The sequence below is a fragment of the Hymenobacter glacieicola genome (genome assembly GCF_014640315.1).
GTDB classification, from domain to species: domain Bacteria; phylum Bacteroidota; class Bacteroidia; order Cytophagales; family Hymenobacteraceae; genus Hymenobacter; species Hymenobacter glacieicola.
This window is the reverse complement of the sequence record NZ_BMGS01000004.1, coordinates 75,106-91,111: the sequence shown is the minus strand read 5'-3', so window position 1 is coordinate 91,111 and position 16,006 is coordinate 75,106. Positions and strand designations below refer to the sequence as shown.

Sequence of the window (16,006 nt, the reverse complement as noted above, 5' to 3'; positions counted from 1 at the left end):
TTACTTCGCGAAGTCAAACGTTTGTGTTATGTCTGAATCCTTGCGTGCTGTTGGGGCTGTTCGCCGCAGCTGGTTGTTTGTTCTGGCTTTTCTTACTGGACTACCGCTGCTTACTGAGGGCCCGGCCGCCTTTGCTCAGAAGGCCCCGCCGGCCCGCGCCGATGTGTACGTGGATGCCAAGGGCGTGCTGCGCTGGCAGGGTAGCAAGCAGGAAGTCGCCCTGTTCGGGGTGAACTACACCAGCCCCTTCGCCTACTCCTACCGGGCCCACCGGAAGCTGGGCGTGAACCTGGAAAAGGCCATTGACCAGGACGTGTACCACCTCTCGCGCCTGGGCGTGGATGCCTTTCGAGTGCACGTCTGGGACGTGGAAATCACGGATACGGTGGGTAATCTGCTCCAGAACGAACACCTGCGCCTGCTCGACTATCTGGTGCAGCAGCTGAAAGCGCGCCACATCAAAATCATTCTGACGCCCATTGCCTATTGGGGCAACGGTTACCCCGAGAAGGACACGGCCCAGACGGGCTTTTCCAGCCTCTACCCCAAGGGCCGGGCCTATAACAACGAGCGGGCCGTGCGGGCCCAGGAGAGGTACCTGGGTCAGTTCCTGAACCACCGCAACCAGTATACCGGCCAGCTTAACCGCGAAGACCCCGACATCATTGCCTACGAGGTGTGCAACGAGCCCCACTACCGCCAGCCCGAGGCCGAGGTTAGTAGCTTTGTGCAGCGCATGGTGCGGGCTATGCGGGCTACCGGTTACAAAAAGCCCATCTTTTACAACATTGCCGAAAGCCCTACGGTAGCCAATGCCATCCTGAGCAGCCCGGTGCAGGGCTTTACGTTTCAGTGGTACCCCTCGGCCCTGGTGGGCGGGCACACCTTGCGCGGCAACCTGCTGCCGCTGGTCAACCAATACCCCATCCCGTACGCCCAGGACCCGCGCTTTGCCGGCAAGCCGCGCATGGTGTACGAGTTTGAGTCGGCCGATATTTTGCAGCCCGTGCTGTACCCGCTGATGGCCCGCTCCTTCCGCAGCGCCGGCTTTCAGTGGGCCACGCAGTTTGCCTACGACCCGCTGGCTATTGCCTTTGCTAACACCGAATACCAGACCCACTACCTCAACCTGGCCTATACGCCTGCCAAAGCTATTAGCCTGCTGATTGCGGGCAAGGTGTTCCGGCAGGTGCCCCGGGGCCAGCAGTTCCGCTCCTACCCCCAGGACTCTACCTTTCACAACTTCCGGGTAAGCTACCGCGCGGGCGTCAGTGAGTTGAATACGCCCGAAGAATTCTACTACACCAGCTCCACCACCACCCAGCCCCGCAAGCCCGCCGCCCTGCGCCGCCTGGCCGGCACGGGTTCTTCGCCAGTGGTTTCCTACGAAGGCACCGGCGCCTACTTCCTCGACCAACTAGCTACCGGCGTGTGGCGCCTGGAGGTGATGCCCGATGCCATTCAGGTACGCGACCCGTTTGCCACTACCTCCCTGCGCCAGCCCGTGACGCGCATCGACTGGAACACCCAGCCCCTGCGCCTGACGCTCCCCGGTCTGGGCGCTGACTTTACGGTGCGCGGGCTGAACGAGGGCAACGCCTTCCAGGGCCAGGCCACCAACGGTACCGTGCGTCTGCAACCCGGTGTATACGTGGTAGCCGCGCGGGGCAAGAACGCCAGCACGTTCACGGCCCAAACGACGCTGGGCGCTATTAAGCTGGGCGAGTTTGTGGCCCCGCCGGCTACCAACTTGCCCGTGCAGGTGCTGCACTCGGCCCCCACCCAGCTGCAAGCCGGGCAGCCGGCCACGCTCCAGGCCACCGTAGCCGGCGCCGCCCCTACCGACTCGGTACTGCTGGTCGCCCAGCACTACTATGGTCCCACCCGCACCATCCCGATGCGCCGCCTTACGCTGACCACGGCCGAGGCAACGGTACCCGCGAACTTGCTCTACCCCGGCCTGCTGCGCTACTGGATTGTCGTGAAAGGCAATAACCGAAACACCACCTTTCCCGGCGGCCACCCCGGCAGCCCCCGCGACTGGGACTACGCCCCCCGGGAGCAGTGGGAAGCAACCATTGTGGCCCCGGGCACGGCCCTGCCGCTCTACGTGGCCAGCCAGGACCAGCAGCGCACCGAAACCGGCGGCATCAACGGGGGCGGCTGGGCTGATTACGTGACCACCAGCAACGGCCAGCTGGCGTTGCGCCTGCTCCAAAGCCCTGCGCCCACCAGCCCCATTCCCTTCGCCGATGCCACCGCACCGGTGGCCTTTTTGCGCGCCTACTTCGGCGACCGGCTGGCCGCCCGCGCGCCTGATATCAGCCGCTTCCAGGAGGTAGTCCTGCGCGGCCGGCGCGGGGCGGGTGCTGGCACGGTGCGCCTCGTGCTAACCACCCGCGACGCGGCCGCCTACGTAGCCGACGTGGAGCTGGGCGCCGACATGCAGGAAGTGCGCGTGCCGCTGTCGGCCTTTCGGTTAGGTGCTCAATCCTTGCTGCCGCGCCCCTACCCCAGCTTTCTGCCGCTGACTTTCCAAACGGCCGGCCCGGCTACTCTACCGCTGCCCCAGGCCGAAGTGCTGCAAGTGCTGCTAGGCCCGGCCGCTACGTCGGCCACTGAGGGGCGACCCTTCCTCGACCTTGAATCGATATACCTGCGGTAATGCTGTTTCGCCCTTTCCTACTGCAAAGCCTGCTGTTGCTGGCGGCGCTGGTGGCCCTGGCTTCCTGCTCCCGTTCCGGCACCTCGTCTGGCCCCGGCACGTCGCCTTTGCCGCTTACTTTCAACGCTGATTGGGAGTTTGTGCGCGACGTAGACACGGCCGTAGGGCCTACCTTCTTCGCGCGGGCTGATCAGTCGAAGCCCTGGCAAACGGTGGCCCTCCCCCACACGCCGCGCCTGGAGCCCGTGGTTACTGCCGGCCGGCAGTGGCAGGGCACCTGCTTTTACCGCCGCTTTTTCCGAGTGAGTTCCGCCGATACGGCCCGCCGCGTAGCCATTCGGTTTGAGGGGGCCATGCACGAGGCGGAGGTGTACCTGAACGGCCGCCGCCTGCAGCGCCACCAGGGCGGCTATCTGCCCTTCACCGTCGACCTGACGCCCCACCTCCGGGTTAACGCCGATAACTGCCTGCTGGTCAAGCTCAACAACCAGGACAACCCCGCCATTCCGCCCGGCAAGCCGCTCAAAGACCTCGACTTCAACTACTACGGGGGCCTCTACCGCCCGGTGCAGCTGCTGGTTCAGGACCGGCTGCGCATCACCGATGCCGTGGAGTCGGGCCGCGTGGCGGGTGGCGGGATTCTGCTGCACTATGAAAACGTCAGTTCCCAGCAGGCTACCCTTCACATCCAGACGGAAATCCGCAACGACCACTATGCGGCCCGCCCGGCCCGGCTGCGCACCGTGCTGCTCGACGCGGCCGGTAAGGAAGTGGCCCGCGCCGTGACGGACGCGCCCCTGCTGACGCCCGGTGCGGCTACGGCCGTTAAGCAAACTTTCTCCCTGAAGTCGCCCCAGCTTTGGTCGCCGGAGCAGCCTACCCTTTACCGGCTGCGGGTAGAAGTCCTGGACGAGAAAGGTCGGAGCGTAAACCAGCAGGAGGTAGCAACGGGCGTGCGAACCATCCGCTTCGCGCCCGATGGCTTCTACCTGAATGGGCAGAAAACCCGGTTGCGCGGCACCAACCGCCACCAGGAGTATCCTTACCTGGGCTACGCCCTCTCGGATGAAATGCAGTACCGCGACGCCTGGAAAATCAAGCAGGCGGGCTTCAACTTCGTGCGCTGCTCCCACTACCCGCCCTCCCCGGCTTTCCTGCAAGCCTGCGACGAGCTGGGCCTGCTGGTGATGAACTCCATTCCCGGCTGGCAGTTTTTCGGGGGTGAGGCCTTTCAGCGCAACAGCCTGCAGCACGTGCGCGACATGGTGCGCCGCGACCGAAACCACCCTAGCATCGTGCTCTGGGAAGCGGCCCTCAACGAAACCGACATGAGCAAGTCCTTCATGAACCAGGCCCACCAGGCGGTGCACGAGGAGCTGCCCTGGACGACCGATGTGTACACCTGCGGCTGGCGGGATTATGCCTACGATGTGTTCATTCCGGCCCGCCAGCACGCCAAGGCGCCCGACTACTGGCACAAATACAACAAGCCCAAGCCCATCCTGCTCTGCGAGTACGGCGACTGGGAATACTACGCTCAGAACGCCGGTTTCAACCAAACGGCCTACGCGGGCCTGAAGGAATCGGAGCGCACGTCGCGCCAGCTGCGCGGGCAGGGCGAGCGGGCCCTCGTGCAACAGGCCCTCAACTTTCAGGAAGCCCACAACGACAACTTTGTGGGCCCCGCCATCGGCGACGCCAACTGGCTGATGTTTGACTATAAGCGCGGCTACGCCCCGGATATTGAGTCCTCGGGAATCATGGATATTTACCGCCTGCCCAAGTTTGCCTTCTACTTCTACCAGAGCCAGTACGGTCCCGCGCCCGATGCCCGGGGCTTCGGCAAGCCGATGGTGTACCTGGCCAGCTACGCCCAGGCCAGCGCCACGCCGCGGCAAGTGCGCGTGTTCAGCAACTGCACGGAGGTAGAGCTGCAGCTCGATGGCAACACCATAGCCCGCCAGCGCCCCGACCAGGACCAGTATTCCTCCCACCTAGCCCACCCGTCGTTCACCTTCACCGTGCCGCCATTCTCGACGGGCACCTTGCGCGCCGTGGCCTATCTGAAGGGCCAAGTGGCCGCTGAGCACCTGCGGCGCACGCCCGGCCCGGCCCACCACCTGCAGCTCAGCGTCGATGAGAGCGGCCGGGCCTTAACCGCTGGCCGCCAGGACGCCGTATTTGTGTACGCCACCGTGGTCGATGCGCAGGGTACGCCGCTGCCCGAGGCCACTACCCCCATTCGCTTCGCCGTAACCAGCGGCGACGCCGAGCTGCTCGGCGACAACCCGGTGGCCGCTGAAGCCGGCATTGCCACCGCCCTGCTGCGGGCCGGCCGCATCCCCGGCGCCGTGCAGCTCACGGCTACGGCCCAGGGCCTGCCGGCGGCTACCTTATCCGTGCGCAGCGTTAAACCGTAGGTAGTGTAGGCTGTCTAAGCCTTCTAAGTAGGCCCTGGGCCTACACCCGCTCAATCCGTGAAGTCAAGGTTTACGAGCCCGGCCGCTTTATTGCCGCCGGCTTTTCGTTACTTTGGTTTCTGCCATTTGCCCTTTCCTAGCCCATGCCCCGCATCTTAATTATTGACGACGAAAAAGCCATTCGGCACACGCTGAAGGAAATTCTCGAGTACGAAAGCTACCAGGTTGACCAGGCCGAGGATGGCCCCACGGGCCTTGACATGCTCATCCGCGACAAGTACGATGTGGTGCTCTGCGACATCAAAATGCCCAAGATGGATGGCATTGAGGTGCTGGAGCGGGCCCGCATTGTAGCCCCCAACGCGGCCTTTATTATGGTATCGGCCCACGGCAACGTGGAAATGGCCGTGGACGCTACCAAGAAAGGCGCGTTTGACTTTCTGCAGAAGCCACCAGACCTGAACCGCCTGCTCGTGACCGTGCGCAACGCCCTGGACCGCACCAAGCTCACGGCCGAAACCAGCAAGCTGGCCTCCGAAAACAAAACCCTGAAGAAGAAGCTGGCCAAGAATTCAGAAATGATTGGCGACTCGGCGGCCCTGACGGCGGTGCGCAAGGCCATTGAGAAGGTAGCGCCTACCGATGCCCGCGTGCTCATTACAGGTCCCAATGGCGCTGGTAAGGAAATGGTGGCCCGCCAGCTCCACGAGCTCAGCAACCGCAGCAGCGGCCCGCTGATTGAGGTAAACTGCGCCGCCATTCCCTCGGAGCTGATTGAGTCGGAGCTGTTCGGGCACGAAAAAGGCTCGTTTACCTCGGCCGTCAAGCAGCGCATCGGTAAGTTTGAGCAAGCCGACGGCGGCACCCTGTTCCTGGATGAAATCGGCGACATGAGCCTTTCGGCCCAGGCCAAAGTGCTCCGGGCTTTGCAGGAAAGCAAGATTACCCGCGTGGGGGGCGAGAAAGAAATCAGCGTGAACGTGCGCGTGCTGGCCGCCACCAACAAGGACCTGCTTCAGGAAATTGCCGACCGCAACTTTCGCGAAGACCTTTACCACCGCCTCTCGGTAATCCTGATTCAGGTGCCGGCCCTCAACGACCGGCGCGACGACATTCCGGCCCTCATCGAGAAGTTTCTCAAGGACATTGCCGCCGACTACGGTACCAAGCCCAAGCGCATTGAAGACGCGGCCCTGGCCTACCTGCAAAGTCTGGACTGGCGCGGCAACATCCGGGAGTTGCGCAACGTGGTGGAGCGCCTGGTCATCATGAGCGACGACACCATCTCGGAAGCCGACGCCCGCGCCTTCGCCGGGAAGTAGCCTACTGCGCAGGCAGTACTATAACCACCTGTCATCCTGAGCAGAGCGAAGGGCCTTATCACGAGAGAACGATTGTCAGTTGTTACGACTCGTCTATGCGTGACAAGGTCTTTCACAAGCTCAAGATGACAGGTGGTTGTGTGTAGTGGTAGTGCGACTACCTACACCATTTGATTACAGCCGCGAATATCGGAGTTATCGAGGCGGCCCAGCACTTCAAACGAGCCATCGGGGTGCAGGCGGGCCAGGTCCTTGGTTTCGATAAAGGCGCAGGAATCTACGTTGGCCAGGTCGATGACGTTGAGGGCGCCGGCTGGCCGGGTTGCTGAGACGGAGAATGGGTCACTGGGGTCGCGCAGGAGTACGCGCAACTGGGGCGGGGCGTGAAAGCGGCCGTCGCCCAGGCTGTAGGCTTGGCCCAGCAGTTCCGTCATGCCGTACTCGGAGTGGATGCCAGCCGGCCCGAAAGCCTGCTGCAGTTCCGCGTGCAACTCTTCCCGAATCATTTCGCGGCGGCGGCCTTTCATCCCGCCCGTTTCCAGCACCGTCAGGCCCTGCAGAGCCGGGTCGCCGGCGTAGGCCGCCGCCAAGTCGAGCAGGGCGTAGCTGACCCCGATAAGCAAAACGCGCCGCCCGGAGTTCTGCTTGGCTTCGCGCAGGGCCGTGAGTAGGGCGGCGTGGTCGTGGAGGAAAAACGCCGGTTGGGTCTGGCCCGACACCTGGGCAAAGTAATCGACCATGGCAACCAACGACGATTGGCCCTGCTCCAGGTACGAGGGTAGCAGCGCCAGTACCGTCCAGCCAGTGAGGGGCCCGTAGTACTGCTCAAAGATGCGGGCGGCGTGCCGGCGGTACAGCTGCGGGTCGCGGACGTAGTGGTGGCTGCGCTGCTGCTGGGTTGTGCCGCTGCTTAGGAATACTTCCTGGGGCTCCCACTCGGTAGCATCGGTCCGGACGTCGTGGGTTTTAAAGAATTCAATCGGCAGGAAAGGAATGTCTTCCACCCGGGTAACGGCTGCTGGTTTGCGGCCCAGGGCCACCAGGTAGTCGCGGTAAGGCAGGCAGTGCTGGGCCTGGTACTGAAACAAGCGTAGGGCAGCGGCCTCGGCGGTGCCTGTTGTCAGCAGCGGTAAGTGGTGAAGATGCTCTTCGCGGAAACTCATTCGGGGAACTCAAGGTTAGCGAAACGTAGAACAATGCAGGCGCTTCTTCGTTCGTTCAGATGTTGTACCTTCCGGCCGGCTGGGCTGCTTCCGCCGGCGTATTATAGCTGTTTTTATGACCCTACTTCGTACTCTGAGCTGTGCTGCTCTGCTGGCCTTTGGTGGGCTGGCGGCGGCCTCCTGCGTTAGTGAGCCCGACTACTCCGATACGCCGGAAATTGCCTTCAAAAAAATCGTCGTTAACCGCATTGTCAGGCCTACCGGTGCCTTTGATACGGTGTCCGTAACGGTTTCTTTCAAGGATGGGGACGGGGACTTGGGCCTAAACAACAACGAGACGACCTTCCCCTACAGCCAAATAGACCAGAACGGGCAGCCGAACAAGTACTATAACAACTACTTTTTCACGCCCCAGGTACGCAACAGCGACAATACCTACACCGATTTGCCGCTGGGAAACTTCAACTACAACAGCCGCTACCCGCGCCTGGAGCCCGAAAGCCAAGGCTCCCGGAAAGCGCCGTTGAAAGGCGAATTGACCTTCGGGCAAAACTTCTTCCAAGGCTCCTTTGCCCCCGGCGCCGTAGTCCGCTTTAAAGTGCAGATCGTGGACCGCGCCCTGCACGAAAGCAACGAAGTCGTGACCGACCCGGTTACCATTCGGTAAACCGCCCCGTCAGCCAAGAAAACAGTCGGCCCCGGCCCTGGTTATCCAGCGCCGGGGCCGACTGTTTGCGGGCTACCTAGTAGATAGCTGGAAACCGCTTGGGCTCCGCCTCCTGCATGATTTCGTACACGGCATCAAACACGTCCTCGACGTTGGGCTTGCTGAAGTAGTCGCCGTCGGAGCCGTAGGGCGGGCGGTGGGCCTGGGCCGAGAGGCAGCGGGGCTGGGAATCGAGGAAGCGGTAGGCCTGCTGCTCATCCAACACTTGCTGCATCATGTAGGCGGTAGCGCCCCCGGGCACGTCCTCGTCGGCGAACAGCACGCGGTTGGTGCGCTGCAGGCTGTCGGCAATGACGTGGTCCACATCGAAGGGCAGCAGGGTCTGCACGTCGATTACTTCCACGTTAATCCCTACTTCCTCCAGCTGCTTGGCGGCATCCAGCACAATGCGGCACATGGAGCCGTAGGTTACAATGGTCAGGTCGTTGCCTTTCTTGAGGGTCTCGGGCTGGCCCAGGGGTAGCGTAAACTCGCCCACGTTGGACGGAATCCGCTCCTTGAGGCGGTAGCCGTTGAGGCACTCAATGACAATGGCCGGCTCATCAGAGCGCAGCAGGGTATTATAGAAGCCGGCGGCCTGGGTCATGTTGCGCGGCACGCACAGGTGCATCCCGCGGATGGAGCCCAGAATCATCTGGATGGGCGAGCCGGAGTGCCAGATGCCTTCCAGGCGATGCCCACGGGTGCGCACAATCAGCGGGGACTTCTGCCCGCCTTTGGTGCGGTACTGCAGCGGGGCCACGTCATCACTCAGGATTTGGATGGCGTACAGCAGGTAGTCCAGGTACTGAATTTCAGTGATGGGGCGCAGGCCGCGCATGGCGGCGCCAATGCCCTGCCCTACGATGGTGCACTCCCGGATACCAGTGTCGGTTACGCGTAGCTCCCCGAATTTTTCCTGCAACCCGGCAAACGCCTGGTTTACGTCGCCGATGCGGCCTACGTCCTCGCCAATGGCGAAGATGCGCGGGTCGCGCTGGAAGTTGGCGTCGAAGCAGGCCTGCAGCACCTCGCGGGCATCTACCTGGGGCGCGTTCGGGGCAAACTCGGCTTTCACTTCCACAATGTTGCCGATGGCTTCCTCGCTCTGGCTGAAGAGGTAGGAGTTGTAGCGGTCGGCATTTTCGGCCAGGGCTTGCTCCAGCCAATTCTGCAGGTCGCGGCGGGCGGCGCTGCGCTGGCCCCGCACCTGGCGCAAAGCGCGGCGCACGGTACGCACCAGATCGGCCCGGATGGGCGCGGAGTTGTGCATCAGCGGCTCCACCAGCTCGTGCAGGCTATTCTCGGCGCCGGTTTCGGCCACCAGCTTGTTCAGCAGCTGCACTACTTCGTCGCGCTCCTGCTTAATGGGGTTGAAGAACTCGCTCCAGGCAGTGGTGCGGGCAACTTTTACGGTTTCCTTGGCCTCGTTTTCAATCTGGTCGAGCTCGGCTTCCGAGGCGTGGCCTTCCTGGAGCAGCCACTCGCGCAGTTTGCGCAGGCAGTCATGCTCTTCCTCCCACGAAAGGCGGTCTTTGCTTTTGTAGCGCTCATGCGAGCCGCTGGTGCTGTGGCCCTGGGGCTGCGTTACCTCCTGCACGTGCACCAGCACGGGTACATGTTGGGTGCGGCATACTTCGGCGGCGCGCTGGTAGGTGTCAATCAGGCCGGCGTAATCCCAGCCTTTCACCCGGAAAATCTCGAAGCCGTCCTGGCCCTCGCCTTCCCGCTGGAAGCCTTTCAGAATTTCGCTGATGTTCTGCTTGGTGGTCTGGTACTCAGCAGGTACTGAAATGCCGTAGTGGTCGTCCCAGACGCTCACGAGCATCGGAATTTGGAGTACGCCGGCGGCGTTGATGGCCTCGAAGAACATGCCCTCCGAGGTGCTGGCGTTGCCGATGGTGCCAAACGCTACCTCGTTGCCATTCACCGAAAACTGGCTGAACTGGTGCAGCTCGGGATTTTGGCGGTAGAGCTTGGAGGCGTAAGCCAGGCCTACCAGACGGGGCATCTGGCCGCCGGTAGGGGAAATATCGGCCGAAGAGTTTTTGCTCTGGGCCAGGTTTTTAAAGTTGCCATCCTCGTCGAGGTGGCGGGTGCCGAAGTGGCCGTTCATGGCGCGGCCCGCGGTGGAGGGCTCCGCCGCCACGTCGGCGTGGGCGTACAGCTGGGCAAAGTACTGCTGCAGGGTCAGCTCCCCGATGGCCAGCATAAAGGTCTGGTCGCGGTAGTAGCCCGCGCGCCAGTCGCCGGCCCGGAAAGCGCGGGCCATGGCCAGCTGGGGCACTTCCTTGCCGTCGCCGAAAATGCCAAACTTGGCTTTGCCCATGAATACTTCCTTACGACCGGCCAAGGAAGCCTGCCGGCTTTCCCAGCCCAGGCGGTAATCATGGAGCAGGTCTTCTTTGCTGAGGGAGGCGACGCTGGTGTACACGTCGGCGGCGGTTTCGGCAGTGGCCATAAAATAGAAGGCGGGTGGGTTAGGAGCCGGAGGTGAGGAAGGGTGGGAGCCTGCCGCCCGGAAAGCAGGCCCCCAAAAGTACGGATTTACGTTTGATGCGGTGTCAGGCGTTTTTGTGGTTATCTTTGGGTAGGAGCTAGAAGGTAGAAGCTAGGAGTCAGAATGCATTCTGACGTAGCTGCGCTTCCCTTCCCACTTCTAGCTCTTGACTTCTCACTTCTAGCTTCTCGAGAAATGAAACACGTATTCTCCTTCCTGCTGGCCCTGCTCGTGGCCGCTGCCGCCCAGGCCCAGGGCATGCTCAAATTCGAGCAAGAGCTGCATGATTTCGGCTCCGTACCGGAGGGCACCATGGCCACCCACGAGTTTAAGTTTCGCAACGTGGGCAATCAGCCCGTCATCATTGCCAACGTGCAGGCCAGCTGCGGCTGCACTACCCCCGACTGGACCAAGACACCGGTCCTGCCCGGCAAGACCGGCATTGTGAAGGCCGTATACAGCAGCGCCGGCCGGCCCGGTATCTTCAACAAAACCGTGACGGTAACCAGCAACGCCGCCAGCCCTAGCACGGTGCTCACCATTAAGGGCAACGTACTGAACAAGGAGCAAGTAAAATCTACGCTTACCCCGGCCCAATTGGCCCAGTCGCCGCGCCTGGTGCTGGACCGCACCACCCACGACTTCGGTAAAATGGAAGCCGGCCAAGCGCCGGTAGCCCGCTTCACGGTGAAAAACACCGGCAAGCAGGAACTGGTGCTAGGCGCCATTACCTCGCAGTGCTACTGCGTGGGCTACCGCAACGTGCCCTCCCCCATCAAGCCCGGCCAAAGCGCCACGGTAGAGCTGGTGTACAGCCAGCGCAAGCTCGGCACGCAGGCTGAGCCCGTAGTCATCACCAGCAACGACCTGAATGGCGATGCCAAACTGACGCTAAAGGCAACTGTAGTGCAAGATCTGAATGCCGGCAGCATGGTCAAGGAAAGCGGGGCTTCGGTTCCGTTTAAGTAGGTGATGGGGTGACGGGGTGAATGGTGACAGGTGAGGAAGTATGGTAGCCCCAGCGGGGCGGCATATCGGTAGTAAAAACAATCCGGTTAGGTAAAGTAAAGCCCCAGCGGGGCGACACCAATTGTTCAACAACGGGTGCCGCCCCGCTGGGGCTTTTACCATAATACTGCGAGGTTTCTACCACTATGTCGCCCCGCTGGGGCTACCATACTTCCTCACCTGTCACCATTCACCCCATCACCTGTCACTTTTCACCTTATCTTTGTCCCGCCTTTTCCGGGCAATCCTCAATCCACCCACCTTCACCCTCTGCTTCGAGCCATGATTATCGGCGTACCGAAAGAAATTAAGAACAACGAGAACCGCGTGGGCCTGACGCCCGCTGGCGTAGCTGAATTCCGTAAGCATGGCCACGAGGTGTTTGTGCAAGCTACCGCCGGCAACGGCAGCGGCTTCTCTGACGCCGAGTACCAGCAGGCAGGTGCCACCATTCTGCCCACCATTGCCGATGTGTACGGCAAGGCCGAAATGATTGTGAAGGTGAAGGAGCCGATTGCCTCGGAGTATCCGCTTATCAAGGAAAACCAGCTGCTGTTCACCTACTTCCACTTTGCCTCGGGCGAGGAGCTGACCCACGCTATGATTGAGCGCAAGGCGGTGTGCCTGGCGTACGAAACCGTGGAACTGCCCTCGCGCGCCCTGCCCCTGCTCATCCCGATGAGCGAGGTAGCCGGCCGCATGGCCCCACAGGAAGGCGCCAAATACCTGGAGAAACCCCTGAAAGGCCGCGGCATTCTGCTGGGCGGCGTACCCGGCGTGAAGCCCGCCGAAGTGCTGGTGCTCGGGGCGGGCATCGTGGGCACCCAGGCGGCTAAAATTGCCGCTGGTTTAGGTGCGCAGGTGACCATCATGGACATCAGCCTGAACCGCCTGCGTGAGCTCGACGACTTCATGCCCAAGAACGTGGTAACCCAGTACTCCAACGAGTACAACATCCGCGAAGCCATCAAAACCGCTGACCTCATCATTGGGGCCGTGCTGATTCCGGGCGCTAAGGCTCCTCACCTCATCACCCGCGAGATGCTCAAGACCATGAAGCCCGGCACCGTGCTCGTGGACGTGGCCGTGGACCAGGGCGGCTGCATCGAAACCTGCGAGCCGACCACCCACGAAAACCCGACCTTCATCATCGACGACATCGTGCACTACTGCGTGGCCAACATGCCCGGTGCCGTGCCCTACACCTCTACCCTGGCCCTGACCAACGCTACCCTACCCTACGCCGTGAAACTGGCGAACCTGGGGTGGCAGGAAGCCTGCCGCCGCGACGAGGCCCTGCGCCTCGGCCTGAACGTGGTGCACGGCAAAGTGGTCTACAAAGGCGTAGCCGAAGCCTGGGGTCTGCCTCTGGAGTCGGTGGAGTCGGTAATGGAAGAAGCGGTTGCTTAACTTACTTAGCAATTGATAATCAGCAAGTAAGAATTGAGCGTTCTGGCAGCTTGAGGCTGTCGGAACGCTCAATTTTTCGTTACAAGCGGCCTGCTGCTGCGTTACCAGAAAGCCGGCAAAGGCACGCTTAGTCACCCTCCATTACTCACTACTCATTACCCATTCCTACATGAGAGGCATCCTGTATACCGGCGGCGAGCTGACCGACCTCGTGAGCTTTGCCCGCCTTCCCATCTACCTGCAAGCCTTCCTGCGGGAGCAGAACGGGGTAGTGGCTTACTTTGGCGGCCTGTACATTCGGGGCTGCGTGAATGAGCCTGCCTGGCACGCGCTGGCCGAAGCCTGGCAGGGCGAAACCGCCTTCTGGCGCACCTACGACGAGGTGGCGGAAACCGATATTCCCTTTGCTCAGGATTCCGTGGGCAACCAATTTCTGCTGCGCGGCGACGCGGTGCTGTTTCTGGACACGGAAACCGGTGAACTGGCCGATTTGGAGGTTGATTTCAAGCACTTCCTGTTTGGGGCCGAGAAGTTTCCGCTCGACGCCCTGGGCATGCAGGCGCTCCGGGTGTTCCAGCAGGGTGGCGGCGTGCTGAAACCAGGCGAGTTGCTAAGCCTGCACCCGCCCGTATGCATTGCCACCACCGGCACCCGCAAGCCCACCTCGAAAGCCGTACCGGCCGCCGCCCGCCTTACCTGGCTAGCCGACTTTTACCGGCAGATCAAAGATTTGCCGGACGGGCAGCCAGTGCGCCTAAAGCCGCTGTAGCAAAGCGCCAGAATCTGTTTCTGGCCGGCTGCCGTACGTGGTTTCGTTTCTTTCTCGCTTGGCAGACGCCGAGCGCCTCATTATATGCCTTCGATTTTTTTGCAGTTGCTGCTGCGGCGGTTTGTCCTGCTGCTGGGAATATACCTGCTGCTGCGGTTTGGCTTTTACTGGGCCAACCACGCCGTTTTTCAGGAGGCCACTACGGGGCAGGTGCTGCGTGCTTTCTGGTACGGCATCCGGTTTGATATGTCGGCTTTGCTGCTGCTGAACCTGCCGTTTGTGCTGCTTTCCCTGGTGCCCCGGCTTGGGGGCCGCTGGCAGCGCACGGTGCGCGGCGTGTACCTGACGCTGAACGCTACGGGCATGGCCCTGAACTTGATTGACACCCAGTATTTCAAGTTTATCGGGCGCCGCACCAGCAATGAGCTGCTCACCATTACCGGCGACATTCAGCGCCAAGCCGGGCAGCTGGCGGGGCACTACTGGTTTCTGCTGATTCCGTTTGTGCTGCTGTTTGGCCTGTTGTGGTACGCCTACCCCATGCCGGGCCCCGATGCTACGGCGGCCCGGCCGTTAGCAGGCCGTCGGCGGTGGCTGCAGCCGGGCCTGGAGCTGCTATTGGTGGCGGGGCTCACGGTGCTCGGTATCCGGGGTGGCCTGCAGCTTAAGCCCCTGCGTACGGGCCACGCCTTCGTGCAAACGCCCCCTATTCTGGGCCACGTTACGCTCAACAGCACCTTTACCTTCCTGAAAAGTCTGGGCTACCAGCCCCCGGAACGGCGCAGCTACTTCAGCTCGTGGGCCGTGCTCCGGCCGGCGCTGGCGGCCCACGAGCCCGCCCCGCGCCCCGGTACTACCCACCCCGACAACGTGGTCATTCTGCTGGTAGAAAGCTTCGCCTCCGAGTACAATGGCATTGAAAACGGCGGGCAGGGCTACACACCATTCTTTGATTCACTGGCCACCCAGGGCCTGTTTTTCCGGGACCATTACGCCAACGGCCGCCGCTCCATTGAGGCCCTGCCGGCGGTACTGGCGGGCTTGCCGGCCCTGATGGAAAGTCCCTTTATTACCTCCAACTTTCAGACCGACGAGTTGCATGGCTTGGGGGAGATACTCGGCCGACAGGGCTACGCTACCTCCGTTTTTCACGGGGCCCAGAACGGTACCATGGGCTTCAACACCTTCGCGGGCATCACGGGTATCCAACAGTATTACGGCCTGCAGGAATACCCCGGCGGAGCCCAAAGCCCCGATTACGACGGGCACTGGGGCATTTTCGATGAACCTTACCTGCAGTACTTTGCCCGGCAGCTCGGCCAGCAGCGCCAACCGTTTTTCTCGACGGTGTTTACCCTGACTTCCCACGAGCCATTTCCGGTGCCGGCCCAGTACAAAACCCGGTTTGCGCCCGGTCAGCTGCCCATTCACGCCTCCGTCCGCTACACTGATTTTGCCCTGCGCCGGTTTTTCCGCACGGCCGCCCGCCAGCCCTGGTACCGCAACACGCTGTTCATCCTGCTGGCCGACCACACCTCCCAAACCCTGCGCCCCGACTACCAAAACACACTGGGCAGCTACAAAACGCCGTTGCTCTTGTTTCATCCCGGCCGTAAGCTCCCGGCCGCCAACCCCCGGCGCATCACCCAGCAAGCCGACCTGCCCGCCACCGTGCTCGACTACCTCGGCGTACCGGCCCAGGGCCACCTGCTACCCTTCGGCTACTCCGTGTTCGACTCCACTGCCCCGGGCCGGGCCCTGTTCCTGACCGGCGGCAGCTACTTCCTCGTCCACTCCGATTTTGTGACGGAGCTGACCGTGGACAACCGCGTGCGCCTCTACCCCTATCAGAATCACCAGCTCCCCCCTACCCCCTTGGCCAGCCCCGATCCGCAGAAGCTACAGCAGTACGGCAACGAGCTGAAAGCCTGCGTGCAGTTTTTTCTGAACGGCTTGGCAGACAACAGCTTGTATAAGTAAAATGGCGGGTTCAATGCGCTAATGGCCCTACTGGCGCTACCAGAACAGCAAACTCACCATTTC

General features: G+C 62.0%; 10 protein-coding genes. 8 read left to right on the top strand and 2 right to left on the bottom strand.

The features are described from left to right. Positions 1-28 precede the first annotated feature (28 nt). The 3 genes from IEW18_RS08395 (at position 29) to IEW18_RS08385 (ending at position 6,407) form a co-directional block, all read left to right on the top strand. Positions 29-2,665: a cellulase family glycosylhydrolase gene (locus IEW18_RS08395; protein ID WP_188557394.1), complete on the top strand. Its 2,637-nt coding sequence runs from the start codon at positions 29-31 to the stop codon at positions 2,663-2,665. After that, positions 2,665-5,085, top strand: a complete 2,421-nt coding sequence (locus tag IEW18_RS08390; RefSeq protein ID WP_188557393.1) for a glycoside hydrolase family 2 protein — start codon at positions 2,665-2,667, stop codon at positions 5,083-5,085. Before IEW18_RS08395 ends, IEW18_RS08390 begins: the two co-directional genes overlap by 1 nt. Positions 5,086-5,228: 143 nt before the next feature. After that, complete coding sequence (locus IEW18_RS08385; protein ID WP_188557392.1) at positions 5,229-6,407, top strand: sigma-54-dependent transcriptional regulator; 1,179 nt, start codon at positions 5,229-5,231, stop codon at positions 6,405-6,407. A gap of 161 nt (positions 6,408-6,568) precedes the next feature. Here IEW18_RS08385 and IEW18_RS08380 read toward each other — a convergent pair whose 3' ends face one another. Beyond that, positions 6,569-7,570 (bottom strand): acyl transferase, encoded by a 1,002-nt coding sequence (locus tag IEW18_RS08380; RefSeq protein WP_188557391.1) that lies wholly within the window; start codon positions 7,568-7,570, stop codon positions 6,569-6,571. 115 nt (positions 7,571-7,685) lie between these two features. On the opposite strand from IEW18_RS08380, the gene IEW18_RS08375 reads away from it, so the two are divergent. Beyond that, positions 7,686-8,237, top strand: a complete 552-nt coding sequence (locus IEW18_RS08375) for a hypothetical protein (protein ID WP_188557390.1) — start codon at positions 7,686-7,688, stop codon at positions 8,235-8,237. A 76-nt stretch (positions 8,238-8,313) separates the two neighbouring features. Here IEW18_RS08375 and IEW18_RS08370 read toward each other — a convergent pair whose 3' ends face one another. Then, positions 8,314-10,737, bottom strand: coding sequence for an alpha-ketoacid dehydrogenase subunit alpha/beta (locus IEW18_RS08370; protein WP_188557389.1), 2,424 nt, complete (start codon positions 10,735-10,737; stop codon positions 8,314-8,316). A gap of 234 nt (positions 10,738-10,971) precedes the next feature. Between IEW18_RS08370 and IEW18_RS08365 the strand changes: the two genes are divergently transcribed. The 4 genes from IEW18_RS08365 (at position 10,972) to IEW18_RS08350 (ending at position 15,943) form a co-directional block, all read left to right on the top strand. Continuing rightward, the gene (locus IEW18_RS08365; protein WP_188557388.1) at positions 10,972-11,745 is read left to right on the top strand and encodes a DUF1573 domain-containing protein; all 774 of its coding nucleotides are present in this window, start codon (positions 10,972-10,974) and stop codon (positions 11,743-11,745) included. A gap of 321 nt (positions 11,746-12,066) precedes the next feature. Further along, positions 12,067-13,194 (top strand): alanine dehydrogenase, encoded by a 1,128-nt coding sequence (ald, locus tag IEW18_RS08360; RefSeq protein WP_188557387.1) that lies wholly within the window; start codon positions 12,067-12,069, stop codon positions 13,192-13,194. A 169-nt stretch (positions 13,195-13,363) separates the two neighbouring features. Continuing rightward, complete coding sequence (locus tag IEW18_RS08355) at positions 13,364-13,963, top strand: SMI1/KNR4 family protein (RefSeq protein ID WP_188557386.1); 600 nt, start codon at positions 13,364-13,366, stop codon at positions 13,961-13,963. 84 nt (positions 13,964-14,047) lie between these two features. Then, positions 14,048-15,943, top strand: coding sequence for an LTA synthase family protein (locus tag IEW18_RS08350; protein WP_188557385.1), 1,896 nt, complete (start codon positions 14,048-14,050; stop codon positions 15,941-15,943). Positions 15,944-16,006: the final 63 nt, after the last annotated feature.